The following is a 24,537-nucleotide window of genomic DNA, read 5'->3' as shown; positions in this document are numbered from 1 at the left end:
ACGCCAGGCTTAGTAAGCCAAAAAGGGGAAACCGTCGTTGCGTTGCCGAATAGCTAAACCTGTGGGAGCCAGCCTGCTGGCGATAGCCTGTGCATGACCAACATCATCAGCGTCTGACACCGCGCTATCGCGAGCAAGATTGCTCCTGCATCGGGCTTAACCCAACACCTCCAGCGCCACGCTTTCGATACCCGCCGCGTCCAGTCGGTAATGACGATAGAGGTGCGTCGGCGGCGCAATCAGGCTGTATTCGTCATAGATGCCGTGACGGCGTACTTTGACGCCGATGCCCTCTTCCGCGATGACTTCGCACACGGCGCCGCCCAGTCCGCCGATGATGTTGTGTTCCTCCACGGTCAGAATGGCCCGGCTGTTGCGCGCGGCGGTCAGTACTGCTTCGCGGTCCAGTGGTTTGATGGTGGTCATGTCGATCACGCCCACCGAGCGCCCGGCGGCATTCAAGGCGCGGGCCGCTTCGAGTGCCGGGTGAACCGTGGAACCGGTGGCGATGATGGTCAGTTCATCACCGGTCAGGTGCACGGTTGCCTTGCCGAAGACAAAGTCAGGCACGGTTTCATACACCACCGGATCACGCCCGCGCTGGATGCGGAAGTAGATCGGTTGCGGGTAGTTGGCTGACGCAAGAATCGCCGCCTTGAGCTGATTGCCATCGGCCGGTGCGACCACCGTGATATCGGCAATCGAACGCATGATCGCCAGGTCTTCCGTGGCGTGGTGCGAGGTGCCGTAGAAGCCCAGGGAGATCCCGGCGTGGTGGCCGATCAAACGCACTGGCAACGCCGAGTACGCCACGTCCATACGGATTTGCTCGCAGCACAACAATGGCAGAAAAGAAGCGAAAGTCGCCACGAACGGTTTCATGCCCACCGCCGCCATACCAGCCGCGGCAGATACCATGTTCTGTTCGGAAATACCGAACTGCACGAAGCGCTCGGGATGCAATGCAGCGAATTTCGACAGGCCGTTGGAGTACTGCAGGTCGGCGGTGCCGGCAACGATCGGCTCGCCTCGCTCGACCAGTTCGATCAAGGCGTCCGACAAGGCATTCAAGCTCGGTGTCTGGCTGTTCAGTTCCCGGTACTGCCAGGAGTTGTTCGACAGAGGTGCAGTATTCATGGGTTAAATCACCTTGCTTTTGATTTCGTCGATAGCACGTTGCGCATCTTCGGGATCGAGATAGCCCAAGTGCCAGCCCGGCTCGGTTTCCATATAGGAAACGCCCTTGCCCTTGACGGTATTGGCGATGATGCACACCGGCTGCGTGCGGGTCGTGTCGGCCTTGAGGCGACGCAAAAGACTGGTGACGGCGGCCAGATCATGGCCATCCACCACGTGGGTTTCCCAACCGAACGCAATCCACTTGTCCGCCAGCGGCTCGATGCCGATGACATCGTCGACGTTACCGTCGAGCTGATAGCCATTGCGGTCGATGATTGCCACCAGGTTCTGGACTTTATGGTGAGCCGCACCCAATGCCGCCTCCCAGACCTGGCCTTCCTGCATCTCACCGTCGCCGAGCATCACGTAAGTGGTGAACGACTTGCCGAGCATCCGCCCGGCCAGGGCCATGCCCAGGCCTCCGGACAATGCGTGCCCGATGGAGCCGGAGGAGAAATCCACGCCAGGGACCTTGCGCATGTCCGGATGGTCGCCCAGCGGATTACCGAGGCGCGTGTAGTTGTCGAGGATTTCCCTGGCGAAGAAGCCCCACTCCACCAGCACCGGAAACAATCCGACGGCCGCATGGCCCTTGCCCATCATGAAACGGTCGCGGTCGGGCCATTTTGGCTCGGCGAATCGCAGGTCCATCACGTCGTAGTACAACGCGGCAAACAATTCGGCGGCCGAAAACACCGAAGTGTAGTGGCCGACCTTGGCGATCTCGATCAACCGGATGGTTTCCAGGCGAATGAACTGGGCTTTTTCCCGCAGCCGAGCCAACTCCTTTTCAGTCAGTTCAAACGCGCGATCCGCGCTTTCGCGCAAGTCTGTCAAATCAGTCATATGTCGTGTCCAGGCGCATTACCAAAGTTTCGGCCACATCCGCGATGTGGCCGCACACAAGCCCAACGCAATCGGGCGATTACTGCGCTTTCAGTCGTGGGGTCATATAGTCGTTGAGGCGCGGCATGACCTGCTGCGCGGTCAGTTGCATCGAGCGCCGCCACAGCGCTTCGTCGTCCCACTCGTGGAATGTGGTCATCAAGGTGCCGAACGGCCCGGTCTGCTCACTGAACGCAACCAGTTGCTCGGTGACGGAATTCACGTCGCCGTAAATCACCATTTCCTTGATGCAGTGATCGACCGTCACTTCCTCGTCGGTCATGTCGGGACGAGTCTTGAAGATCTTGGTGTAATGGTTGGTGGCCAGGTTATCGATCATGTAGTCGAAGTAGCGCCGCAACGTGCAGCTCTCCTGTGCCAGATAGTCTTCAGCCTGGGCCTGCGAGTCGGCAACGAACACCGAGCGGGCCACGCGCCAGTTGTTGGCGTCGGCCTTGATTCCGGCACTTTCCGCGCCCTGGCAGTAAGCCTGCCAATGGGACGCCACGGTGGCCGTCGGGTTGAAGTTGGCGGACATCAGGTCCCAATCCTTGGCGCCCGCGAGTTTTGCGGTGCCGGAGAACGGGCTCATGGCCGTGGTGGCGACCCGTGGAAATGGTTTCTGGAATGGCGTCGGCATGTAGCCGATTTCCAGTTCGTGATGCACCGCATCCTTGAGGCTCACCTGATAGTGTGGCGAAGAAAAATCATACGGCGCGCCCGAGTGCCAGATTGCCCGGATCATCTCGTAGCACTCCACCATCATCTGCCCACGGTCCTTGCCGTTGCTGCCGTACACCTCGAAGTCCGAAGCCAGCCCACCCGGGCCGATGCCCATAATGAAGCGCCCCTTGGACATGTGGTCGAACATCGCCGCATCGGCGGCGATACGCGCCGGGAAATGGTGCGGAAGGTTCAGCACACCGGTGCACAGTTTCATGCGCTGGGTCAGCGGAATCAGGGTGGAAAGAAATTGCAGCGCGTTGGTAATTGGCTCGGTGCGCTGTGACGTATGTTCACCGACCCAGAGCTCATCAAAACCGACGCTGTCGGCATGGACGGCACAAGCGATATCCTGATCGTACATCTCGTGATAGTCCCAGCCCTTGTGGTGAAGTGGCTGCATGAACATGGCGAGTTTCATGTCGTTCTCCTGCTGTTTTCAATGACCGGTGCGCCGGGAATGGTTTTTCGCGACACACCGTTTTCATGACCGGCGCTCGTTTCGCAGGCGTGCCAATGCCCGCGCTGCAAGTCGCAACGATCATGGAATGGGTTAAATATCCGTAGCGAGTGACGCGTTGTTCAGCGCGTGCAATTCACCTTCGTACGTCTTGTCTGGGGTTCAACTTCCGTGCAGCAACCACCCGCCGTCCACCAGCAAATCGATGCCTGTCACATAGGACGACAGCGGCGAAACCAGGAACAGCACTGCATCGGCGATCTCCCAGGGCTCCGCCGCCCGACCGAGGGCGATGTTGCCCAGCACGTTGTTCTGCCGATGCTGCTCAAGCAGTTCCGGCTCCAGGTTGCCCGGCGTTGCGGTCAGGCCGGGCGATATCGAATTGACCCGAATATTGAAGGCGCTCAAGTCCTTCGCCAGGCTTCGGGTCATGGCCAGTACCGCACCCTTGGAAGCATCGTAAGTGCAGTGATTGGCCATGGGCCGGTGGCCGCAGATCGATGACAGATTGACGATCGCCCCGGCGCTGTTCAGTCGACGCATCTGCCGCTGTGCCGCCTGCGCTCCCAGGAACACCGCGCGCGTGTTAATCCCGTGGAGCCCGTCCCAGAAATCCGCATCGACCTCATCAATTGCCTTGAGCGGGTAGATACCGGCGTTGTTGATCCAGATATCCAGGCCACCGAACTGCTCGACCGCGGTGTCCGCCAGCCTCTGAATGTCGTTCGGACGGCTGACGTCGGTGGCTTGGAAGGCCACGGCATAACCGGCTTCGACCAGTTCACCACTGCACTGCGGCGCAAGGCTGCCGATCAGCACATTGGCCCCCGCTTCGGCCAGCCGCCGACTGATGGCGAAACCGATGCCGCTGCTGCCACCAGTGACGACGGCGGTTTTGCCGCGCAAATCCAGCAGCTCGGCAATGGGCCGATACGGCTGGGTCTGGTACGGGTCAGACATGTTTGAACCTCCTCGATGAGTGCCCGTCATCACGCGGTGGCCAGGGTCATGATGCTGTCGGGGGCGATCTGCGGCCGATGCAGAATGCCTTGGGAGCAGCCTCGCGCCATGACCATTACCCGATGGGAAAGACCGATCACTTCCTCCAGATCGGAACTGACAACAATCACCGACACCCCGGTTTTCGACAGATCGATGATCAATTCGTAAATGGCCGCGCGTGCGCCCATGTCGATGCCTCGAGTCGGCTCATCAAGAATGATGACTTTGGGATTGCGCGCGATCCATTTGGCGATCACCACTTTCTGCTGGTTGCCGCCGGACAACTTGTCGAGCATCTGCCCAGCCACGCCCTTGATCCCCAGCGTCGCAATGCGCTCGCGGGCAAACGCTGCCACCCTGCGGTTGGCCATGACACCGCAAGAGCTGAGGCTGTCCAGATTGCAGTAGGCGAGGTTCTCGGCAATCGTCTGGGTCAGCACGACACCCTCGGACTTGCGGTCCTCGGGGATCAACACGACACCGGCATGGATCGCCGCCAGCACGTTGTTGCCCGGCAGCGGCCGATCACTCATCACGACCTTGCCCTGACTCAGCGCACTCAGCCCCGCTATCGCCTGCACCAGTTCGGTACGACCGGCGCCAACGATGCCGGCAATCCCGAAAATCTCCCCGGCCTTCACCGAAAATGACACATCGTGAAAGCGCCCCGCCTTGTCCGACAGATGCTCAACGCTCAGGACCACCGTGTCCTGTGGCACCGGTAATTCCGGAAACAGCCGGTCGATCGGACGCCCGACCATCTGCGACACCAGCACACTGACATCGGTCTTCCCGCTGTCGTGACGCGCGATCAAGTGGCCATCGCGCATGACCACAACCTTGTCGGCAATCCGCGCGATCTCGTCCATGCGGTGACTGATGTAGATGAAGGACACACCCTCTTTCTTCAGTTCCTCTATCTGCTTGAACAACAGATCAGTTTCGTCCTTGCCCAGGGCCGCTGTCGGTTCGTCGAGAATCAACAGCCGTGAATTGAGGGTCAGGGCCCGGGCGATTTCCACCAGTTGCTGGGCGGCGATTTTCAGTTGCCGCACCGGGGTATCCGGCGAGATATCCAGCCCCAGGCGCCGTAGTTGTTTCTCCGTTTCGAGGAACATTTTCTTGCGATCAATGATGCCGTCGCGAGTCGGCAGATGACCGAGGAACACGTTCTCCGACACACTCAAGTCAGGCAGCAGGTGGATTTCCTGATGGATCATGTTAATCCCCAGGGCCATGGCGGCCCCCGGCCCGGTTGGTGCGTAGGGTTCGCCGGCGAGGAACATCGTGCCTTTGGACGGGGTCAGCGAACCGGCGACGATGGAGGAAAAAGTCGACTTGCCTGCACCGTTCTCACCGAGCAACGCGACCACTTCTCCATAGCCGATATCCAGGCTGATATCCTCCAGCACCCTGACCGAGTTGAACGACTTTCCGATGTTGCTCGCCCGGAACAGCGGCTCCTGAGCGGTACTGATCGCATTCATGACTTGCCCTCCCTTTACCGATCTCAAGGATGCTTCTCAAGGAAGGTGGCGACGTTCTCGCGGGTGGTGACGAAGGCTGGCAACAACTGAGTCCTGGTCACCTCTTTGCCTTGCTGCAGATCGACGGCGGTGCGCAATGCGCTTCGGCCCATTTCCACGGCTTGCTGCGTGATGGTCATGTCCAGTTTGCCGTCGCGAATCGCTTCGAGGGCGGAGGGCAAACCGTCATAGCCGAATACCCAGACCTTGTGACCGATGTTCGCCACCTTGACTGCCTGCGCCGCGCCGAGTGCCGGCGCATCGGAGCGACCTATGAACACGTTGATCTTCGGGTTCTTTTGCAGCATGTCCTGGGCGACCTTGAAGCCATTGTCCTGCAGCCAGTCCGTCGGTTTGCGGTCAACGATCTTCATGGCCGGCGCCTCGGCGAGCACCGCGTCCAGGCCCTTGGCCCGGGCCACTTCGGTGGAGTCGCCGAGGGTGCCTTGCAACAGGCCGATTTCAGCCTTGCCGCCCGTCAACTGGATCATTTGCCGGGCCAGCTCGCCGGCGGCGGCCAGGTTGTCGGTGGAAATGTAGGCGTCGCACTCGACGTTTTTCGGGAAGTTGTCGATGCAGATCACCGGCACACCCTGCTGCCGCGCCAGGCGCACCGGTACCGCCGAAGCAGCGCTACCGGTGGCGGTGTACAGCAGAACATCGATGCCTTTGCTCAACATGTCCTGAATCTGGCTGACCTGACGCGCCGGATCAGCCTGCGCATCGGCCACCAGTACATTCTTGACGCCGAGGGTCTTGGCCTGCTCCATGACACCATCACGGACCATCAGGTAGAACACCCATTGCAGGCTCGGGATCGACATCCCTACGGTGATGTCTTGCGCAGGTTTGCTTTGCGCGTAAGCGCCAGCCGACATCAGGCAGCCCAGCAGTGGCAAGCCGAAAAAACGTAGCGAAAAAGCGGACAGGCTCATGTCTTTATCCTTCTTATTGTTTATGGAGGCGGCGGATTTCGATTAACACCCGGGATCAATCCGTCTTGCGCTTGAGCAAATCGAGCATGACCGCGAATGCGATCACCGCGCCGATGACCACTTGCTGGACGAAGGGTGAGATGCCGGCCAGGTTCAAGCCGTTGCGCAAGACGCCGATGATCAACACACCGATGATCGTGCCGACCACACTCCCCGCGCCCCCCTTGAGGCTGCCACCGCCAATCACCACCGCGGCGATCACGTCCAGCTCATATCCGACACCCGCGCCAGCGCCGGCGGTGTCCAGGCGGGAGGTCATGATGATGCCGCCCAGGGCCGCGCAGATGCCGGAGATGATGTACACCGCACTGGTGTAGCCCTTGACCCGGATACCGGCGAGCTTGGCCACTTTGCTGCTGCCGCCGATGGCGTACAGGCTACGGCCGGGCACGGTGAATTTGAGGACGAACCAGAACACCAGCGCCAGCACGGCGAAGCAGCTGACGGTCAGCGACAGCACGCCGCCGTAGCGAATGACCGACAGGTTACTGAACCATTCGGGAAAGCCACTGACCTGCGCACCGTCCGTGACCATGTAGGCCAGGCCGCGGGCGATGGACATCATTGCCAAGGTCGCAATGAAGGATGGAAGGCCGGCCCTGACCACCAATAATGCCGTGGTCGAGCCACAGGCTGCACCGACCGCGATGGCACCAAGCATGGCCACCCACATCGGCAAACCAAGCACCTGTTCGAGCCAGCTCATGACCATGATCGCTACCGCCAGCACGGCCCCCACGGAGAGGTCGATGCCGCCGATGAGGATGACCAGCGTCATGCCCAGCGCCATGATGCCGAGCACCGTCACCTGATCGAGCACATTGAGCAAGTTACTCAAAGTCAAAAAACTATCGGTAAAGAAGGTCAATACTGCACATAGCAACAACAGCCCAACGGTAGGGCCGGCCACACTCGTATCCAGGCCGACCCACTTTGGAATCGACCCTGGCACTCTTGTTTTTGCCAACAACTGATTGTTCATACCCACATCCACTTCTTATGTAATTGTTATAAGATCGAGCAGCACGCGATAACTACGGATTAACAACCCAACTCCCGATAACGCCCTCCCATATATAACAGTGGCTCGTTCAACGGCTGCGTAATGACATCGATGACATTGCCGATGATGACCGTGTGCGTACCGTGCTCGATCTCTTGTACGACTTCGCAAAAGATCGCTGCCTGGGCGTCGGCCAAGTAACGAATGCCGTGAACGCCGGTGCGCCAGTCACCCTCGACAAAGCGTCGTTCGCGCAGGTCGGGCTGACTGAAGATCTTGCAGATCGGCTCGTGCTGGCTTTGCAGCATGTTCACGCAGAACAGCCCGGAACGTTTGATGATCGGTGAGGCGCTGGCCGTGCGGTTGACGCAAATCAGCGCCGAAGCAGGGTCCATGGACACCGAGGAAAAAGCAGTCGCCGCCAGGCCGTGGGGCTGACCATCATCGTCCATTGTGGTGATCAGGGTTATGGAAGAGGCAAAGCGGCCCATTGCCGATTTGAACTGACCCGCCAGGTCTATCGAAGGGGCGGCCTCTTGATATTGAACACGCATGACATAAACCCTCTTGTTTGATGTGACTCACAGGCACTGGCTTTCATTATTAACAATCACCCCAACTTTTCTATTCGATTTTAGAAAATTGACTCTTCACTGAATCTGAAAGATGAATCAAACAACAAACACATTTGAATTATCTTCACAGGCGCCCGCAAACCCCTGTTCCAAAGGGGTTTGACGTCAATTAAATGATTTACCAGCCTCTTTGATTAGATGGTTTTTGCTGAACAATTGGCGAATACTTTGCAAACAATAAAAAACAACTTCCACGAGGCGAAACCATCATGGTCGATCGATTACAGGACATGCGACTGTTTCGTCTTGTGGTGCAGACGGGATCGCTCTCAACGGCTGGTCGGCAGATGGGTTTGTCACCCGCTGCCATGAGTGGTCGGCTCAAGGCTATGGAAGAGTTCTATGGTTTACGGCTGCTCAAGCGCAACACGCGCAGCTTGAGCCCCACCGCCGAGGGGCAGTTGCTGTTTGAAAACGCCTTGAAGATCCTCGAAGAAGTCGACGCCCTCGACAACATCATCAAAAACGGCCACAGCGATTTGCTGGGCACCATCGGCGTGACCTGCCCGACTGACCTGGGGCGCCAGTGGATCAGCCCGCTTGTCGACAGCTTTACCAGCGAAAACCCCCATGTGCGCATCCGCCTGTTTTTCACTGACCGGATACTGGACTTCGTTGAATCCGGTTCTGATATTGCGATCCGCTTCGGTGACCTCCCGGACAGCTCACTGATCGCCCGCTCCCTCGGTGTCGACCGGCAAGTGGTGTGCTGTTCTGCGCAATACATCGAGCAGCACGGTGCGCCGCTTTGCCCCGAAGACCTGCTGCAACACAACTGTCTGGTGCAACTGCGTGCAGATTTCACCCTGGATCGGTGGAAGTTCATGAACAAGGGCGTGTCGACCACGATACAGGTCAAGGGCAATCGACTGGCCAATGACGGTTTCACCTTGCGTCAGTGGGCGCTGCAAGGGTTGGGGATCGTTTGGAAATCAGCCTGGGAAGTGGCGGACGATATCGATGCCAAACGGCTGATCCCGCTGCTGGAAGATTATCAATGCCCAACCACCGGGTTTCACCTGCTCACCGAAGGCGGCAAGAAGCTGCCTTTGCGTGTCAAAACCTTCGTCGATTTTGCGGTGCAATACTTCAAAAAACTCGACATGCCTTCGCGGTACACCCTGCCGCCATAGTAGCGCCGGCATTCATGGCCAACGCTATCGCATTCAGGCGAGCGGGACCGAATGCAACTCGTCGAACACGGGTTTGAGGCGGGTCAACATTCGCTCATACGCATTGCGCATGCCCGCATAGAACCGGTGTTTCGACACGTCCGGAAAGGTCACCGCCTCGACCGGTCTTTGCCAATCGATGGCCGTCTGTTTCAGGTCGGGGAAAATGTCGGCCCCCTGCCCGACCAACAATGCCGCCCCCAGCACACCGTATTCGGCGGCAGGCAATCGGCTGAAAGGCATTCCCAGCACGTCGGCTTTGATCTGATTGAACAACGGGCTGTTGGCCCCACCGCCCAAACTCAACACGCCGCCTTCGTCTATCTCGACCTTCATATCCCTCATGCACTGCAGGAAATAGGCATATTCATAGGCGATCGCTTCCATCATCGCTCGATACTGGTCGGTGCGGTCGTGCGTCCAGTCGAGGCCGACAAAGGCGCCGGCCAACGAAGCATCGAACGGCGCATGCCGTCCGCCCATGTGAGGCAAAAACAACAGTTTGTTGCGCTCGGACAACGGCGCACGCGCCTGAATTTCCAGGCGTCGGCATTCGCTTTCTTCGAGGGCAAACTTGTTGAAACTGATGCCTGCGCCACCCACGTACGCCACCGAGTAAAACAGTTCAGGCAGGCAATGCCGGAAGGTTGTGACCGTCTTGTGTTGGCTGTCGACGGCATAGTGATCCTGCAAGGTGGCGAGCACCGACCCGGTGCCGGAGATGTCGAACAGTTTGCCGGGGTTGAAAATCCCGGTGCCAAGCATCGTGGCGGCGATGTCCCCGCATCCGGCAAAGATCGGCGTGCCGGCGAGTAATCCGCAAAAATTTGCGGCACTGGCAGAGACTGATCCAATCCGATCTGACGGCGAAACCAGCTTGGGCAGCCGATCGGCATCAAGCTTGAATTGGTCGATCAGAGAGGTGTTCCAGCGCACCGCGCGACTATCGGCAAAGCTGTTGAAACCCAGGTAGGTGTAATCCATGAACGCATCGTCGCTGTGCAGCTGCGCCATGCGCCCTGCCACGTAGGCAGCCGGCATGATGATCTTGGAAATACTGCGATAGATCTGCGGTTGTTGCTCGTGCCAGTACAACCATTTCGCTGCATGGTTGGCACCCGCCGGCCCACCTGCTTGCTCGATGATCTGCTGCTCGTACGCTTTGAGTCGTGGAACCTGGCTGGCACAGCGCATATCCAGCCAGGAATCGTAGGGCGCGACCGCCTCCCAACCTTTACCGATGGGCGAGATCCCGGCCATTTGTCCGCATATCGCAACGCCGCCAATTTCCGAGACATTGATATCGTGCCGGCTCAGCACATCCTTGAGGGTCAGGAGGACCGACAGATACATCTGCTCGGGGTCTTGTTCGAATACTTGGCGGGACGGATTCAAACCAGGGGTGGGTCGACTCGCTGCACCCCGGCTGAGACCGTTTTCGTCCAGCACAACGACTCGGGTACTTGAGGTGCCCATATCCACCCCGATCATCAATGCACGACTCTTCAAAGGGACTACTCGCACAAAACGGTGAGGGTTATGGACAGAGAATACTGCCATCACGCAACCGGGGGCAGTGCCTTTTTATTGCTTTGCTTCCGAGCGATTGGCTACCCCTCAGCGCCCTACGTCCCCCCACCCCGTCAAGTCCACCGGATGACTCTGCAGATAGCTGTCGACCGCATCGTCGATCGTTGGAAAAAACGCCGCCTCCCCCAGCAACGTGTACAACCCGAACCGCTTGAGCTTGTCCTTGACCGGGTCTTTCATTTCGGCCACGCACAACTTGATGCCCGCTGCGCGCAGGGTTTCGTCCAGTTCGGCGAGCATGTCGGCCGAGGTCACATCGACACTGGTGATCGGTTCTGCGGCGATGACCAGCCAGCGCACCGGCGTCGGCGAGGCCGCCAGGGCGTCGATCACCCGGTCATGGAACAGTTCGGCGTTGGCGAAAAACAAGGAGGCATCCCAGCGAAACAGCACCAGACCGGGAATCAGGCGCGCGTCGGGATAGCGCTGGGTATCGTGAAAGCCCTTGACCCCTTGCGCCTGCCCCAGCACGGCGGAATACGGACGCCAGCCATCCCACAGAAATTCAATGACTGCGATCAGGATGGCCAGACCAATACCTTCGATTGCGCCAAACACCGCCACGCCGACAGTGCAGACGATCGACAACCAGAACTCCCAGCGCTGTATGCGATAGATGCGTCGCAGGTCAGTGATTTCGATCAGGCCAATGGCCGATGCGATGACCACCGCAGCCAGGGCGCTGTTGGGCAAGTCGCGCAGCAGGTCGGGAGCCAGCACCAACAACAGCGCAACGGCCAACGCGCCGACCACACCGGTCATTTGGGTTTTCGCGCCGGCGGCTTCGGCCACGGGCGTGCGCGATGAACTGCTGCTGATGGCAAACCCCTGGAATAAACCGGCGGCGAGGTTGGCGACACCCAGGCCAACCATTTCCTGGTTCGGGTCGACGTAGGTCCGGGTCCGCGCCGCGTAGACGCGGGACAGCACGCTGGTGTCAGCGAAGGAAACCAGCGCCACGGCGAACCCGCCGATCAGCACGGGGACGATATCGGCGCGGGTGATCCAGGGGATGGCGAAACCCGGCAGGCCTTGTGGGAGAGAGCCGAGCACCGATACCCCGGCGTTTGCCGCCAGGTCCAGTACGGCCACGGCGACCGTTGCGGCAACCACGGCAATCAAGATGCCCGGCACGCGTTTATGACCTTTTAGCAGCAGGATAATCACCAGTGTGGCAGCACCGACCGCAAAGGTGATCCAGTTGGTTTTGCCGTCCATGATCGCGGTCGCGATCTCCCACAGGTTTCTCAACGGGCCTTCGGATTCGATTTTGAAGCCGAAGAGTTTGGGTATCTGGCTGATAAGGACCGTCAGGGCGATCCCGTTCATGTAGCCGTAGCGGATCGGTTTGGACAGAAGCTCGGTCACGAACCCCAAACGGGCAATGCCGGCCAGCACGCACACCACCCCCGAGACGAGCGCCATCGCCGCCGCCAGCGCGATGGCGCGTTGCGGATCACCTCCGGACAGCGGCAAGACAACGGCAAGGATAACCGCCGCCAGTGACGAGTCGGGACCCAGCACCAGAATCCGGCTGGGACCGAACAGCGCATAGGCCAGCAGCGGAACGATGGTCGCGTACAAGCCATAAATACCCGGCACCCCCGAGGCTACAGCGTAGGCGATGCCGACGGGCACCAGCATCGTGGTCAACACCAGGCCGGCGACCAGGTCGTGGCGCAACCATGACAGGTGATAACCACGCAGCGTACGCAGCCCGGGAAACCAGCGACTCCAGCCCGACTGATCGCGCGCCGCGTCCCTACGTGCGATCCGGCCCGGTTCCGGGTCGGAAGGCGAAGCATCCGAATGGCTCATAGGACAGTGGCCCCTTTCTGTGAGTCGCAGGTTCGCTGACGGTAACGGTCAGAATTTCTCGGGGATGCGCTTGAGCGGGTAATCGGGTTCCCGATAGCCGCCGGGCTTCTGCCGTTTGGGCAGCGCCACCTTGTCGCGGGGCACGTCCTTGTAGGGGATGCGACTGAGCAAATCGCTGATGATGTTGAGCCGCGCACGACGCTTGTCGTTGGAGTTGGCCACGAGCCACGGCGCGTGATCGGAGTCGGTCGCTGCGAACATGTCGTCACGGGCTCGCGAGTAGTCAAACCAGCGGCTATATGACTTGAGGTCCATGGGCGTCAGTTTCCAGATTTTGCGCCCGTCCTTGATTCGCGCTTCGAGGCGGCGGGTCTGTTCTTCGGGGCTGACTTCGAGCCAATACTTGAGCAGGATGACGCCGGAGTCGACGATGGCGCGCTCCACATGAGGGACTGACTTGAGGAAGGTGTCCACCTGCTCTTGCGTGCAGAAGTTCATCACGCGCTCGACGCCCGCGCGGTTGTACCAACTGCGATCGAAGATCACCACTTCGCCCGCCGCCGGCAGGTGTGGCAAATAACGCTGGACATACATTTGGCTTTTTTCACGCTCGGTCGGCGCAGGCAACGCCACCACGCGAAAGACCCGGGGGCTTACCCGTTCGGTGATGGCCTTGATCGTCCCGCCCTTGCCCGCGCCGTCGCGCCCTTCGAACACGATGCAGACCTTGATGCCGTGTTCTTTTACCCACTCCTGAAGCTTGACCATCTCGACATGCAACCGGCGCAGCTGTTCCAGATAGTCCTTGTTCTTCAACTTCAGGGCTTCTGTGGAACCCTTAGCCGCTTTTTTCTTATCCTTTGCCATGACCAAGACCTCAAAAATGCCGGTGACTGTCGTTAAGCAGCCCGCTGCTGCAGACTCGACTCGCACACTAACCGCGTGAGTCTAGTCCAAGGTCGAACGCTCGACATGGCAAGTCAGGAGAGAAATCCCGGCCTCTTCACCCGCCCGTTGCCTGACGATATTGGCGCGGGGTAAAACCGGTCAGCGCCTTGAACTGGCGGGTGAAAGCACTGTGGTCGGTGTAGCCGCACTGCAACGCGACATCGGTGATCGGCATATCGCTGTGGAGCAGACGATGCGCGTGTTCCAGGCGCACTTTCTGGATCATCTGGCGCGGCGTCAGGTGAAACACGCGCTTGCAGTACCGTTCCAGCTGCGCCACCGAAATGCCGGCGATACGCGTCAGCTCACCGAGGCTGACGCGACGGTGAAAATGGGTGCGGATGTGTTCGTCCACCGCTGCCAGGCGCTGGTACGCCGGATGGGTGTCGCTGGCCGATTGCAGATCAACCGAAATGCCCACCAGGCCCATGATTTCACCCTTGCGGTTGTACAGCGGCCGTTTGTGCGTGAGGCACCAACCGGGCTCGCGACTGCCATACAGATGCAGCTCCAGCTGGTCTTCCAGGACAAAACCCTGCTCCAGCACCCGTCGATCCTGTTCGGTATAGCCAGGCCCCAATTGCTCGGGAAAAACCTCGGCGCTGGTTCTGCCCAGCAACGGTTGCAACTGCTTGAGGCCGCAGCGCTGCACCAGCGTTTGATTGGCCATGACGTAACGTGCCTGAACATCCTTGATGAAGATCGCGGCGTTGGGGATGACGTCCAGCATCGGTAGCACAAGCGCCACGCCTGCCAGCAATTGCTCCAGGGTTTCAGGGCGATGCTGCTCGTTGGCCTGGCACAGGATCGCAAAGGCATTCTGCGTCATGAGTCGCTCTCCCACGGTTCGGATCGACGAGAGTCCGGCAGCTTGCCCCAAGGCCGGAGCGCTGTCGAGACGAGATCCGCGCCACGGACCAGCCCCGGGCATTGTGCCGATTTCGTCATCGCGACTTGCACAAACCATCAATCGCGCCGGCCTCGGCGAGTTCAATCTGTATCCGCGCAGTGCAGAACACGTTGCCGCTTGCGCCAAGGGCTATTACTGCCAGGGCGCTGATCCGGTCACCCGATGCCCCTCTCATTGGACGGTATATGAAACAGGTACACATCGTCGATTCCCACACCGGCGGCGAACCCACTCGCCTGGTGATCAAAGGCTTTCCGCAGTTGGCGGGCAGCACCATGGCCGAGAAGCGCGATGCCTTGCGCGACCAGCATGACCAATGGCGGCGCGCGTGCCTGCTGGAACCCCGTGGCAACGACGTGCTGGTCGGTGCGCTGTACTGCGAACCGGTTTCCCCGGATGCCGCGTGCGGTGTGATTTTCTTTAACAACACCGGCTACCTTGGCATGTGCGGCCACGGCACCATTGGCCTGGTCAACTCATTGCAGCACCTGGGGCTGATCGGCCCTGGCGAGCACAAGATCGATACGCCGGTCGGCCCGGTCAACGCCACGTTGCATGCGGACGGCAACGTCACGCTGCGCAACGTCCCGGCTTACCGCTTCCGCCAGCAGGTGCCCGTGGACGTGCCTGGCCATGGCCGTGTCGTTGGTGATATCGCCTGGGGCGGCAACTGGTTTTTCCTGGTGTCCGACCACGGCAAAACGTTGCAGATGGACAACGTCGAAGCCCTGGCCGAATACACCTGGGCGATGCTCAAGGCGCTCGAAGCGCAAGGCATCCATGGCGAAGACGGCGCGCTGATCGACCATGTCGAACTGTTCGCCGACGACGATCAGGCCGACAGCCGCAACTTCGTCATGTGCCCGGGCAAAGCCTACGACCGTTCGCCCTGCGGCACCGGCACCAGCGCCAAACTCGCCTGCCTGGCGGCCGATGGAAAACTCGCCGCCGGTGAGCGCTGGGTCCAGGCCAGCATCACCGGCAGCCGGTTTGTCGGCAGCTATGCATGGGAAGGCGAACGCGTGCGCCCATCCATCACCGGCCGCGCCTACATGACCGCTGACGCCACGCTGCTGATCGACGAACAGGATCCCTTTGCGTGGGGCATTTGAGCCCCGCGCCGGATGCCGTCCTCGCGGCGCCTGCACCCTCAACAGATCTGAATGAACGCTTCAAGGAGATACAACAATGAGCGACAACATTTTCACTGGCTGCATGCCTGCACTGATGACCCCCTGCACTGCTGAGCGCAAACCGGACTTCGACGCACTGGTGGCCAAGGGTCGCGAGCTGATCGACATCGGCATGAGCGCCGTCGTGTACTGCGGTTCCATGGGTGACTGGCCGTTGCTGACCGAAGCCGAGCGTCAGGAAGGCGTGGCACGACTGGTGGCCGCCGGCATCCCGACCATCGTCGGCACCGGGGCGGTCAACAGCCGCGAAGCAGTGTCCCACGCGGCTCACGCCGCCAAAGTCGGCGCCCATGGCCTGATGGTCATTCCGCGCGTGCTGTCCCGTGGCGCGTCGGCAACCGCGCAAAAAGCGCACTTTGCGGCAATTCTCAAGGCGGCCCCGGGGTTGCCGGCCGTGATCTACAACAGCCCTTACTACGGCTTCGCGACCCGTGCGGACCTGTTCTTCGAACTGCGTCGCGAATACCCGAACCTGATTGGCTTCAAGGAATTCGGGGGTGCCGCCGACCTGCGCTACGCCGCTGAACACATCACCTCCCAGGACGACGACGTGACCTTGATGGTCGGTGTCGACACCCAAGTGGTGCACGGCTTCGTCAACTGCAACGCCACCGGCGCAATTACCGGTATCGGCAATGCGCTGCCGCGCGAGGTGCTGCAACTGGTGGCCCTGAGCAAACAAGCCGCCAAAGGCGACGCCAAGGCCCGCCGTCAGGCCCGGGAACTGGAAGCGGCCCTGGCGGTGCTGTCGTCCTTCGACGAAGGCTGCGACCTGGTGCTCTATTACAAACACCTGATGGTGCTCAACGGCGACAAGGAATACGCCCTGCACTTCAACCAAACTGACGTCCTCAGCGATGCCCAGCGTCGTTACGCCGAGATCCAGTACGCATTGTTCCGCCAGTGGTACGAGCACTGGTCGGCCGAGCAGAACGTCGAGGCCTAGGACATGCCCAACGATTCCACTGCCAACAATCGCCACGACATCACCGTCATCGGCGCGGGAATCATCGGCGTCGCCTGCGCGCTGCAACTGGCGCGTCAGGGGCTGCGGGTGACGGTCGTCGACCAGCAGGAGCCCGGTCATGGCGCCTCGTTCGGCAATGCCGGGCATCTGGCAACCGAGCAGGTGTTTCCCATCGCTGACTTGTCGATCCTGAAACGCTTGCCTGCCATGCTGATGGACCCGATGGGGCCGTTGCGCCTGGACTGGAAATACACGCCGCGCGCCCTGCCGTGGTTTGCCCGGCTACTGTTGAACCTGCGTCCGGCGCCATTCCAGCGCACGGTGGCCGGCATACGCGCGCTCAATGAAAGCAGCCTCGGCGCGTGGCAACGGCTGTTGCAGACGATCGTCCGTCCCGACCTGCTCAAGGAAGACGGTTCGTTGCTGGTGTTCGAGCGCACCGACTCACAACCGGCGATTGAAGCGCTACAGGCGCGCATGCGCCAGCAACAGGTGCCGGTCGAGCGCTGGCAGGCCGACGCCGTGCGCGATGCCGCACCGCAACTGAGCGAACACCTTCAGGGTGGATTGTTCTTTGAGCGCACGGGGCATTTCCTCGACCCTTATCGCGTGGTCTGCGAACTGGTCCACGCAGCTAAAGCCAGTGGTGTGCAATTTCTCAAGCGCCGGGTGCAGGGCGGACATCTGGCTGCAGGGGGGGTGTCGCTGATCACCGATCAGGGAGAGCTGAGCAGCCACCGGGTCCTGATCGCCTGCGGCGCTCATTCAGCGCAGCTCACACAGGCGCTGACCGGTAAAAAAGTGCCGCTGGACACCGAGCGCGGTTATCACCTGATGCTGCCCCACGAGCGTGAGCGGTTGCCGTTCGCCGTCACCTCGCTGGAGCGCAAGTTCATCATGACGCCGATGACAGACGGGCTGCGGCTGGCGGGAACCGTCGAGTTCGCCGGCCTCGACAGCCCGCCGAACATGGCGCGTGCATGGCAGTTGCACCGTCTGAGCAAAGGCCTGTTCCGTCGTGACCTCAACGCTGACGCGGCGACGCCGTGGATGGGGTTTCGCCCGTCCCTGCCGGACTCGCTGCCGATCATCGACAGCGCGTGCGACGGCAAGGTACTGCTCGCCTTCGGGCACCAGCATCTGGGGTTGACGCAGGCGGCGGTCACCGCGGAACTGATCGCCCAATTGGCCTCACCGGCGAGCATTTTCCAGCGCCATGGATTACCGACGATTGCGGCTTACAGGCTGGATCGATTTTGAGCCAACGCCGGAGAACGCCGCTTCACTGCAACGGCGAAAACTTCGCCGGCAGATAAATCGTCGAGCACATGTCCTGCAGTTGCGGGCCGGAGTTTTCCGGTGGCCAGACGCCGTCGGCGACGGCTTGGGTGCGCACTTGCAGGCGCTGTTCAAGGGTCGTCCAGGGCCAGATGTGCAAGTAGCGCGGCAGCGAGCCGTCGGTGGCGTAAAAGGCCGCATACACCGGTGAATACGGTTCGGCGGTGCGTGCTTCGATGGCTTTGCGCCAACCGTCGAGGGTCGGTTGCAGGCCGCTGCTGATCAGGTCGTACACTCGCAGCTCGTAGAACGGGCCGTGCTGACCGGCACTCAGGGGCTCAAGGAAGGGAAACAGGCTGTAGTTTTCAATGCGCAAATCGGTGATGTACGCACCGATGCCAAACACGTCGCCCGCCAGCAGAAACCGCTCGCGCTCCGTTTGCCTGAGGTTTTCGTCGGCATAACCGCGCAGCACGGCGATCTGGTTCAGCTTGCCCAGCTCCGAAGCCCAGCACCCCATCAGCGTGCCGCCCACCTCTGGCTGTGCCAACGCTAACTCGATACGCGCCAGCGCGTCCGCCACCGTGCGTACGCGCACCGTAAAAGTGATCAATTCAAAAAAACGCATAACCCACTCCGGCAATTGTCAGCCATCGACGGCTTCCCATTGCGCCAGCCTATGTCAGCGCCCGGATCCGGGATATTGAGGCAACCCCCCTTGATCACGGGATTTGCCGCAGTACGCTAGGTAATACCCTTATCAAAAGGAGGGTGCAGAGTGAGGCGCCCTCCTCTCGTCGCACGTCCAGCCGGTAAAGCATGTATCGAGCAAACTGGATACGGGGTCTGCTACGCTTTTTTATCCTTGAATGGAGTCAGCCAATGATGGCGAAAGACTGTTTCGCGGCGCACACGCGGGGTGAGAGATGAAAAGCAAAGTGCTGGGTGCCGCCCTGACCCTCATCGTTGTGGGCGCCGGAATCTATGGGCTGAATCGCTGGGAGCACGTCGAAAACCAGCGCCAGGCAGCGGTGTGCCTGGCAAACCAGGAGCATCTCAAAGACCTGAAAACCCAGGCGCGGGCCATGACCGCCGGTCTGTCGGTCGAAGGCTATGCCGAGGCTGAAAAAGCCGAGGCCGGCAAACTGGTTCAAGCGCTGGATACCGCCCGCAATGAAGCAGAGGTCAATGCGGTGATCGACGAACATTCGGCCGTCATCGAAGCGCAGATCGTTGCCGAAGATGCGGAAGTAAAATCCAAAGGCGACCAACCGTTCCTGGGTCAAGAACTGAAAAAACAGCGCATCACCACCGACATCAAACAGGAACTCAATCGGGCCGAGAAAGCGGTCGCCGACGCCTGTAACTAGTCGCTGATAACCGCTGGTCAGCCGCTCAGCACCTTCCCGTCTCCCGCTATTCCAACGTTGTACATCCCCCCTATAGAAGACTCGAATCATGAATCGTAAAGCCGCTGTGTTCCTGCTTGCGAGCCTGATGTCGACCGGCTCGCTTTTCGCCTTCGCCGCTGACAAAACCAGCTCCGGCTCCGCTGTTCCTCCTGCTGCCCTGCCGGGCGTCAACCATGCCCAAGGCGCTGAATCCAACGCGGACAAGGCCGACAAAAAGGGCGAAGAGGCATCGGGCTCCAACTCCGGGGCCGACACAAGCGCCGCCGAAAAAGATGCCGCGACGTCGAGCGGCTCACCAGACGAAGTCAAAGAGCCAAAGCAGTAACAGCGAGGTCTGCCGACACCGCTTCTCCTCACAAAGCGGTGTTCCCCCGGAGCACCGCGCAGCCAACAATTTTACCCGTGCCAGCCCCGTCACTCACCGGGCTCAGTGGTTTCCCCTGTCAGCTCAGACGCAGTTTCCACCAATAGCTGGCGCAACCACTGGTGCGCCGGGTCTTGCCGATAACGCACATGCCAGGCGATCTCGACGGGAAAGCTGCCGAGGTCGACAGGCGACGGCACGATTTTGAGCCGCGGGTCTTTGGCGATCTGCCGGCAAATCAGTCGAGGCAGCGTCGCGCAGTAATCGGTCACCGCGATGATTTCCGGCACCGCGAGGAAATGCGTCACGGAAATCGCCAGATCACGCCGCAATCCCTGTCGCTCAAGTGCCTGGAAAAGGCCGACGCGCATCCGTCCCGGCGGCAGCACGTTGACATGCCGCAACTGCTCGTATTGCTCGCGCGACAGGCTGTCGGCGATATCGGGATGGTCGGCGCGCACGACGCAGGCCAGGCCATCGTCCATCAAATGCTGAACGATCAAATTGTCCGGCGGATCGATGATGCGCCCCAGCGCCATGTCGGTCGTTCCCGAGATCACCCCCGTCTCCGTCAGATCATTGCCGTAGGGCGTCAGGGACACTTTGACCCCGGGCGCCTGCTGCCGAAGTTTGGCAATGATGCGCGGCATCAGAACAATCTCGACAAAGCTGTTCGGCGCGATGTTGAACTGCCGGGTGGACGTGGCGGGATCGAAATGCTGTCGGCCGATGATCACTTCATCGAGCCTGGCCAGGGTTTCCAGGATCACCGGGGCGATCTCTTCAGCGAACTGCGTGGGTTTGATGCCATAGCGCTCACGGATGAACAGAGGATCGCGCAGTGTGTCCCGCAGCCGATTCAGTGCGTTCGACAACGCAGGCTGGGTAATGCCGAGGCGGACGGCAGCGCGGGTAACACTGCGCTCCTCCATCAGCGCCATGAACACCGGCAGAAGATTGAGATCGTATCGCATGACTCATAACGCTCTGTGAATATCTAAAATCAGATAAGTAAATTTCTCGAATATCTGGGCGTGGGGCAAAGTTAGCCCATCCAAAGGGATCCGCCAAATCCATTGCAGCCTGTTCAACTCGAGGAATTCATCATGAGCATCAAACACGTCCTGTTCATCCTGACCAACACCGCCGAAATCGGCCCGAACCAGCGTCGCACCGGGTACTTCTTCCCTGAGGTCGCTCACCCTTATGAGGTGTTCGCCGAAGCAGGCGTGGCGGTGGAATACGCGTCGCCACTGGGCGGCACGCCGCCGGAAGACGGTTACGACGAAAGCGATCCGGCGCAACGGGCATTCCGCAACAGCGCGGCGATCCGGCGCATGGCCAACAGCCGCAAGCTGTCGCAAGTGGATGTCCTGGACTACGACGCGATCTTCTTCCCTGGCGGCCTGGGCCCGATGGTGGATATCGCCAACGATCCTGACGTCAAGCGTGCGGTGGAGAGGGCCTGGAACGGCGGCAAAATTGTCGCGGCCGTCTGCCATGGCCCGGCGGCCTTCCTCGGCGCGAAACTGGAGGACGGCACTCCGCTGATTCGCGGCCGCAAGCTGACCTCGTTCTCCAACGAAGAAGAAGCCGGCTACGCACAGGCAGACGTGCCGTTCAATCTGGAAGACGCGTTGCGTGCCGAAGGTGCCGAGTATTCGTCGGCCGCGGCGTGGCAGGAAAAAGTCGTGGTCGACGGGCGCTTGCTGACCGGGCAAAACCCCGCCTCCAGCGCCCTGTTGGCAAAAGCCATCGTTGAAGCGTTGCGCTGAGCATGCCCTGACGCGAGCCTTGCCGGATCTCTGCGGCAGGGCTCGCATCCGCAACTTGCGGCCTGTCGCAGTCACCCACTGAAACCCGCTTTGCACTGTTCATGATTTCACTGAGGAATTAACCATGTCCGCCTACGTCATTTTCATCCGCGAAGAAACCAAAGACGCCGCGCAAATGCAGGCGTATGCGCAGAAAGCCCCCGCCGCCCGTGCGGGCCACGACATCACCCGCGTTGCCTTCTACGGTCAGCTCGAAGTGCTCGAAGGTCCCTCGGCGGAAGGCGTTGCGATCCTGCGTTTCCCCGACATGGCCGCAGCACGCGCGTGGTATGCAAGCCCGGCCTATCAAGCGGCGCGTTTGCATCGTCTGAAGGGCGCCGAATACCGCATGCTGTTGGTTGAAGGCAGCGACGTTGTACCGGCATGACTGAAGACGATGGTCGGTGACAAGACTGGCTTGCCCGCCCCAACCCGTTCTGGTTCAACGAAAAAAGCAAATTTGCCATGTGCTCCCTTCGTTCATTCTTACGTCGCAGTGTTCACTGCCCGTGTCTAAATGTCTGGAGTTCGTTCGATGCCCTCGCCCAAATCCTTCCCTGCTGCGCTACTGGGGCTGGCCCTCGTTTGCCCGACCGTGGTCGAGGCCCAGGGGATTGAGCTGGGGCAAGTGTTGATCGGGGCTGAGGATCAAAGTGGCGAAGATCTGTCGATCGAACAGGCCACGGCGCGGCTTGCGCAAGTGCCTGGCGGTAGCAACGTGGTCGACATGCGCCGGCCTCTGCAGGGCCGCGTGGCCAGCAATCAGGATGTGCTGGCTTACCAACCGGGGATTTATGCGCAGTCGGCGGGCAACGAAGGGGTGAAGATTTCGATCCGCGGCTCGGGGATCAACCGTGCTCCCGGCGCCCACGCCTCGGGGTTGTACGCCATGCTCGACGGTCTGCCGCTGACCGGCCCCGGCGGCACGCCCTATGAGTTGCTGGAACCCTTGTGGCTCGATCATGTGGAAGTACTGCGCGGAGCCAACGGTTTCGACAGGGGCGCACTGGCGCTGGGTGGCGCCATCGATTACATCAGCCACACCGGCTACGACGCACCGAAATTGCAAGTGCGCTACGCGACCGGCAGCCATGGCTATCAGCAACGCCAGGTCAGCTCCGGGCAAGTCCTGGGCGACTTCGATTACTACGTGTCGATGACCGATGCAAATGCCGATGGCTATCAGGACCACACCGCCAGCGACAGCCAGGGGGTGATTGCCAACTTCGGTTATCGCTTCAACCCGAACCTGGAAACCCGCTTCTACCTGCGCTACCGCCAGACCGATAACGACCTCGCCGGTCGGGTAACCAAGGACTCCATCGAACACGATCCACGGGCAGCCAACCCCGCCTACGTGTCGCGCGATGACCGCCGTGAGCAGCCCGGCAGCACGTTTATCGGCAACAAGACCACCTACTACATCGATGACGATTCGAGCATCCAGACCGGCCTTGTCTACCACGACTACCCGATGGATTTACGCGAAGGTCCGAACCGCTTGAAGGTCGCGTACACCGATGTCAGCGGCACGTTCGATTACAAGCGTCGCGATACCCTCTGGGGCCTGCAAAGCCAAAGCACAACGGGCCTGCGCGTGACCAAGCACCTGCCCAACGCCGGCGCCAGCGAGCAGGTGCGCATTCCCACCGGCAACACCGCCGGTTACGCGCCGGGCACGCACATTCGCGACTTCACCTATCAGGGTTCGGACACCGTGCTGCACGTGGGCAATGATCTGGAGATCGCCGACGACCTGTGGCTGACCACCGGCCTCGCCGCCCTCTATACCCGCCGAGAAAGCGCGGTGACCTACCCCGAAACGGGCGGCAAGACCAGCCTGAGCGATTGGGACTACGCCCCGCGCGTGGGGCTGCGCTATCAACTGACGCCCGACTTGCAGCTGTTCGGCAACCTCAGCCGCTCGGTGGAAGCGCCGCACCCCTGGTCGCTGATCTACAGCTCCAACGTGCGATTCCCCGCAGACACTGGCCCGGCCACGGGTGCCCAGCGCGATCCGATCGAACTGAAAAACCAGACCGCGACCACCCTGGAGCTCGGCGGTCGCGGCGACAGCGCAATGGGCCAATGGAGCCTGGCCTGGTATTACGCCCAAGTGCACAACGAATTGCTCTCGGTGTTGCCGGATGCCAACGCCACCACGCCCTACGAACTCAACGCCAGCCCGACCGTGCATCAGGGTGTGGAAGCCAGCCTGTTGAGCACCCTGTGGTCGCCGGACCGCGGTGGCCAATTGAGCCTGCGCCAGAGCTACACCTTCAGTGATTTCCATTACCGCGACGACGAGCGCTTCGGCGACAACCGCCTGCCGGGCCTGCCGATGCACTACTACCAGGGCGAACTGCGCTACGACTGGCCACAGGGTTTCTTCGCGGCGTTCAACACGCAGTGGGTATCGAAGGTTGCAGTCGACTACGCCAACAGCTACTACGCCGATCCCTACGCGATATTCGGTGCGACGCTGGGTTACAACGCGCCCAAGGGCGACTGGCAGACGTGGCTGGACATGCGCAACCTGACAGACAAGCACTACGCCGCCACCGTCACCCCGGGCTACGACGACAAAGGGCTCGACGCGGCGCGATCCACGCCCGGTGAAGGCATGGCGATGTACCTCGGGGTGTCGTGGAGCCTGCTTTGAG

General features: G+C 60.6%; 23 protein-coding genes. 9 read left to right on the top strand and 14 right to left on the bottom strand.

From position 1 onward, the window contains the following. Positions 1-156: 156 nt before the first annotated feature. The 8 genes from M5G20_RS25770 to M5G20_RS25735 form a co-directional block, all read right to left on the bottom strand. On the bottom strand, positions 157-1,137 hold the full coding sequence (locus M5G20_RS25770) for a transketolase family protein (protein ID WP_273921487.1): 981 nt from the start codon (positions 1,135-1,137) through the stop codon (positions 157-159). Positions 1,138-1,140: 3 nt separating this feature from the next. Next, positions 1,141-2,025 carry a transketolase gene (locus M5G20_RS25765; RefSeq protein ID WP_273921486.1) on the bottom strand — a complete coding sequence of 295 codons (885 nt, stop codon included), beginning with the start codon at positions 2,023-2,025 and terminating at the stop codon, positions 1,141-1,143. 79 nt (positions 2,026-2,104) lie between these two features. Continuing rightward, complete coding sequence (locus tag M5G20_RS25760; protein ID WP_273921485.1) at positions 2,105-3,208, bottom strand: LLM class flavin-dependent oxidoreductase; 1,104 nt, start codon at positions 3,206-3,208, stop codon at positions 2,105-2,107. A gap of 201 nt (positions 3,209-3,409) precedes the next feature. Next, entirely contained in the window at positions 3,410-4,207 is a 798-nt protein-coding gene (locus M5G20_RS25755; RefSeq protein WP_273921484.1) for an SDR family NAD(P)-dependent oxidoreductase, read from the bottom strand. A 29-nt stretch (positions 4,208-4,236) separates the two neighbouring features. Further along, positions 4,237-5,736 carry a sugar ABC transporter ATP-binding protein gene (locus tag M5G20_RS25750; RefSeq protein ID WP_273921483.1) on the bottom strand — a complete coding sequence of 500 codons (1,500 nt, stop codon included), beginning with the start codon at positions 5,734-5,736 and terminating at the stop codon, positions 4,237-4,239. A gap of 23 nt (positions 5,737-5,759) precedes the next feature. Beyond that, positions 5,760-6,710: a sugar ABC transporter substrate-binding protein gene (locus tag M5G20_RS25745; RefSeq protein ID WP_273921482.1), complete on the bottom strand. Its 951-nt coding sequence runs from the start codon at positions 6,708-6,710 to the stop codon at positions 5,760-5,762. A gap of 55 nt (positions 6,711-6,765) precedes the next feature. Next, entirely contained in the window at positions 6,766-7,614 is an 849-nt protein-coding gene (locus M5G20_RS25740; protein ID WP_273921481.1) for an ABC transporter permease, read from the bottom strand. Positions 7,615-7,811: 197 nt separating this feature from the next. Further along, the gene (locus tag M5G20_RS25735) at positions 7,812-8,327 is read right to left on the bottom strand and encodes a flavin reductase family protein (RefSeq protein ID WP_273921480.1); all 516 of its coding nucleotides are present in this window, start codon (positions 8,325-8,327) and stop codon (positions 7,812-7,814) included. Between the two features lie 290 nt (positions 8,328-8,617). On the opposite strand from M5G20_RS25735, the gene M5G20_RS25730 reads away from it, so the two are divergent. Continuing rightward, the gene (locus tag M5G20_RS25730; protein ID WP_273921479.1) at positions 8,618-9,541 is read left to right on the top strand and encodes a LysR family transcriptional regulator; all 924 of its coding nucleotides are present in this window, start codon (positions 8,618-8,620) and stop codon (positions 9,539-9,541) included. 33 nt (positions 9,542-9,574) lie between these two features. On the opposite strand, the gene M5G20_RS25725 is transcribed toward M5G20_RS25730, so the two are convergent. The 4 genes from M5G20_RS25725 to M5G20_RS25710 all read right to left on the bottom strand — a co-directional run bounded on the left by M5G20_RS25725 (position 9,575) and on the right by M5G20_RS25710 (position 14,765). Beyond that, positions 9,575-11,071 carry a xylulokinase gene (locus M5G20_RS25725; RefSeq protein ID WP_273921478.1) on the bottom strand — a complete coding sequence of 499 codons (1,497 nt, stop codon included), beginning with the start codon at positions 11,069-11,071 and terminating at the stop codon, positions 9,575-9,577. 126 nt (positions 11,072-11,197) lie between these two features. Then, on the bottom strand, positions 11,198-12,988 hold the full coding sequence (locus M5G20_RS25720; RefSeq protein ID WP_273921477.1) for a SulP family inorganic anion transporter: 1,791 nt from the start codon (positions 12,986-12,988) through the stop codon (positions 11,198-11,200). Between the two features lie 48 nt (positions 12,989-13,036). Further along, on the bottom strand, positions 13,037-13,855 hold the full coding sequence (gene ppk2, locus M5G20_RS25715) for a polyphosphate kinase 2 (protein ID WP_273921476.1): 819 nt from the start codon (positions 13,853-13,855) through the stop codon (positions 13,037-13,039). Positions 13,856-13,991: 136 nt separating this feature from the next. Then, on the bottom strand, positions 13,992-14,765 hold the full coding sequence (locus M5G20_RS25710; protein ID WP_273921475.1) for an AraC family transcriptional regulator: 774 nt from the start codon (positions 14,763-14,765) through the stop codon (positions 13,992-13,994). Between the two features lie 266 nt (positions 14,766-15,031). On the opposite strand from M5G20_RS25710, the gene M5G20_RS25705 reads away from it, so the two are divergent. The 3 genes from M5G20_RS25705 to M5G20_RS25695 all read left to right on the top strand — a co-directional run bounded on the left by M5G20_RS25705 (position 15,032) and on the right by M5G20_RS25695 (position 18,266). Continuing rightward, entirely contained in the window at positions 15,032-15,958 is a 927-nt protein-coding gene (locus M5G20_RS25705; RefSeq protein ID WP_273921474.1) for a 4-hydroxyproline epimerase, read from the top strand. Between the two features lie 76 nt (positions 15,959-16,034). Further along, positions 16,035-16,985: a dihydrodipicolinate synthase family protein gene (locus M5G20_RS25700; protein ID WP_273921473.1), complete on the top strand. Its 951-nt coding sequence runs from the start codon at positions 16,035-16,037 to the stop codon at positions 16,983-16,985. Positions 16,986-16,988: 3 nt separating this feature from the next. Beyond that, the gene (locus M5G20_RS25695) at positions 16,989-18,266 is read left to right on the top strand and encodes an FAD-dependent oxidoreductase (RefSeq protein ID WP_273921472.1); all 1,278 of its coding nucleotides are present in this window, start codon (positions 16,989-16,991) and stop codon (positions 18,264-18,266) included. Positions 18,267-18,288: 22 nt separating this feature from the next. On the opposite strand, the gene M5G20_RS25690 is transcribed toward M5G20_RS25695, so the two are convergent. Next, positions 18,289-18,912 (bottom strand): NIPSNAP family protein, encoded by a 624-nt coding sequence (locus M5G20_RS25690; protein WP_273921471.1) that lies wholly within the window; start codon positions 18,910-18,912, stop codon positions 18,289-18,291. A gap of 298 nt (positions 18,913-19,210) precedes the next feature. Between M5G20_RS25690 and M5G20_RS25685 the strand changes: the two genes are divergently transcribed. Beyond that, positions 19,211-19,654, top strand: coding sequence for a hypothetical protein (locus tag M5G20_RS25685; RefSeq protein WP_273921470.1), 444 nt, complete (start codon positions 19,211-19,213; stop codon positions 19,652-19,654). Positions 19,655-19,742: 88 nt separating this feature from the next. After that, entirely contained in the window at positions 19,743-20,021 is a 279-nt protein-coding gene (locus M5G20_RS25680) for a hypothetical protein (RefSeq protein WP_273921469.1), read from the top strand. Positions 20,022-20,110: 89 nt separating this feature from the next. On the opposite strand, the gene M5G20_RS25675 is transcribed toward M5G20_RS25680, so the two are convergent. Next, positions 20,111-21,034, bottom strand: coding sequence for a LysR substrate-binding domain-containing protein (locus tag M5G20_RS25675; protein ID WP_273921468.1), 924 nt, complete (start codon positions 21,032-21,034; stop codon positions 20,111-20,113). Positions 21,035-21,166: 132 nt separating this feature from the next. Here M5G20_RS25675 and M5G20_RS25670 point away from each other — a divergent pair, with 132 nt between their 5' ends. From M5G20_RS25670 to M5G20_RS25660, 3 genes are all read left to right on the top strand, one after another. Further along, positions 21,167-21,835, top strand: a complete 669-nt coding sequence (locus tag M5G20_RS25670) for a type 1 glutamine amidotransferase domain-containing protein (protein WP_273921467.1) — start codon at positions 21,167-21,169, stop codon at positions 21,833-21,835. A 124-nt stretch (positions 21,836-21,959) separates the two neighbouring features. Continuing rightward, the gene (locus M5G20_RS25665; protein WP_273921466.1) at positions 21,960-22,262 is read left to right on the top strand and encodes a DUF1330 domain-containing protein; all 303 of its coding nucleotides are present in this window, start codon (positions 21,960-21,962) and stop codon (positions 22,260-22,262) included. 147 nt (positions 22,263-22,409) lie between these two features. Next, complete coding sequence (locus M5G20_RS25660) at positions 22,410-24,536, top strand: TonB-dependent receptor family protein (RefSeq protein WP_273921465.1); 2,127 nt, start codon at positions 22,410-22,412, stop codon at positions 24,534-24,536. The last annotated feature ends 1 nt before the right edge of the window (position 24,537 follow it).

The sequence above is a fragment of the Pseudomonas sp. TNT2022 ID1044 genome, assembly GCF_028656895.1.
In the GTDB taxonomy this organism is placed as follows: Bacteria; Pseudomonadota; Gammaproteobacteria; order Pseudomonadales; family Pseudomonadaceae; genus Aquipseudomonas; species Aquipseudomonas reinekei.
The sequence above is the reverse complement of the archived record's forward strand: the minus strand, read 5'-3'. Positions and strand labels throughout refer to the sequence as shown.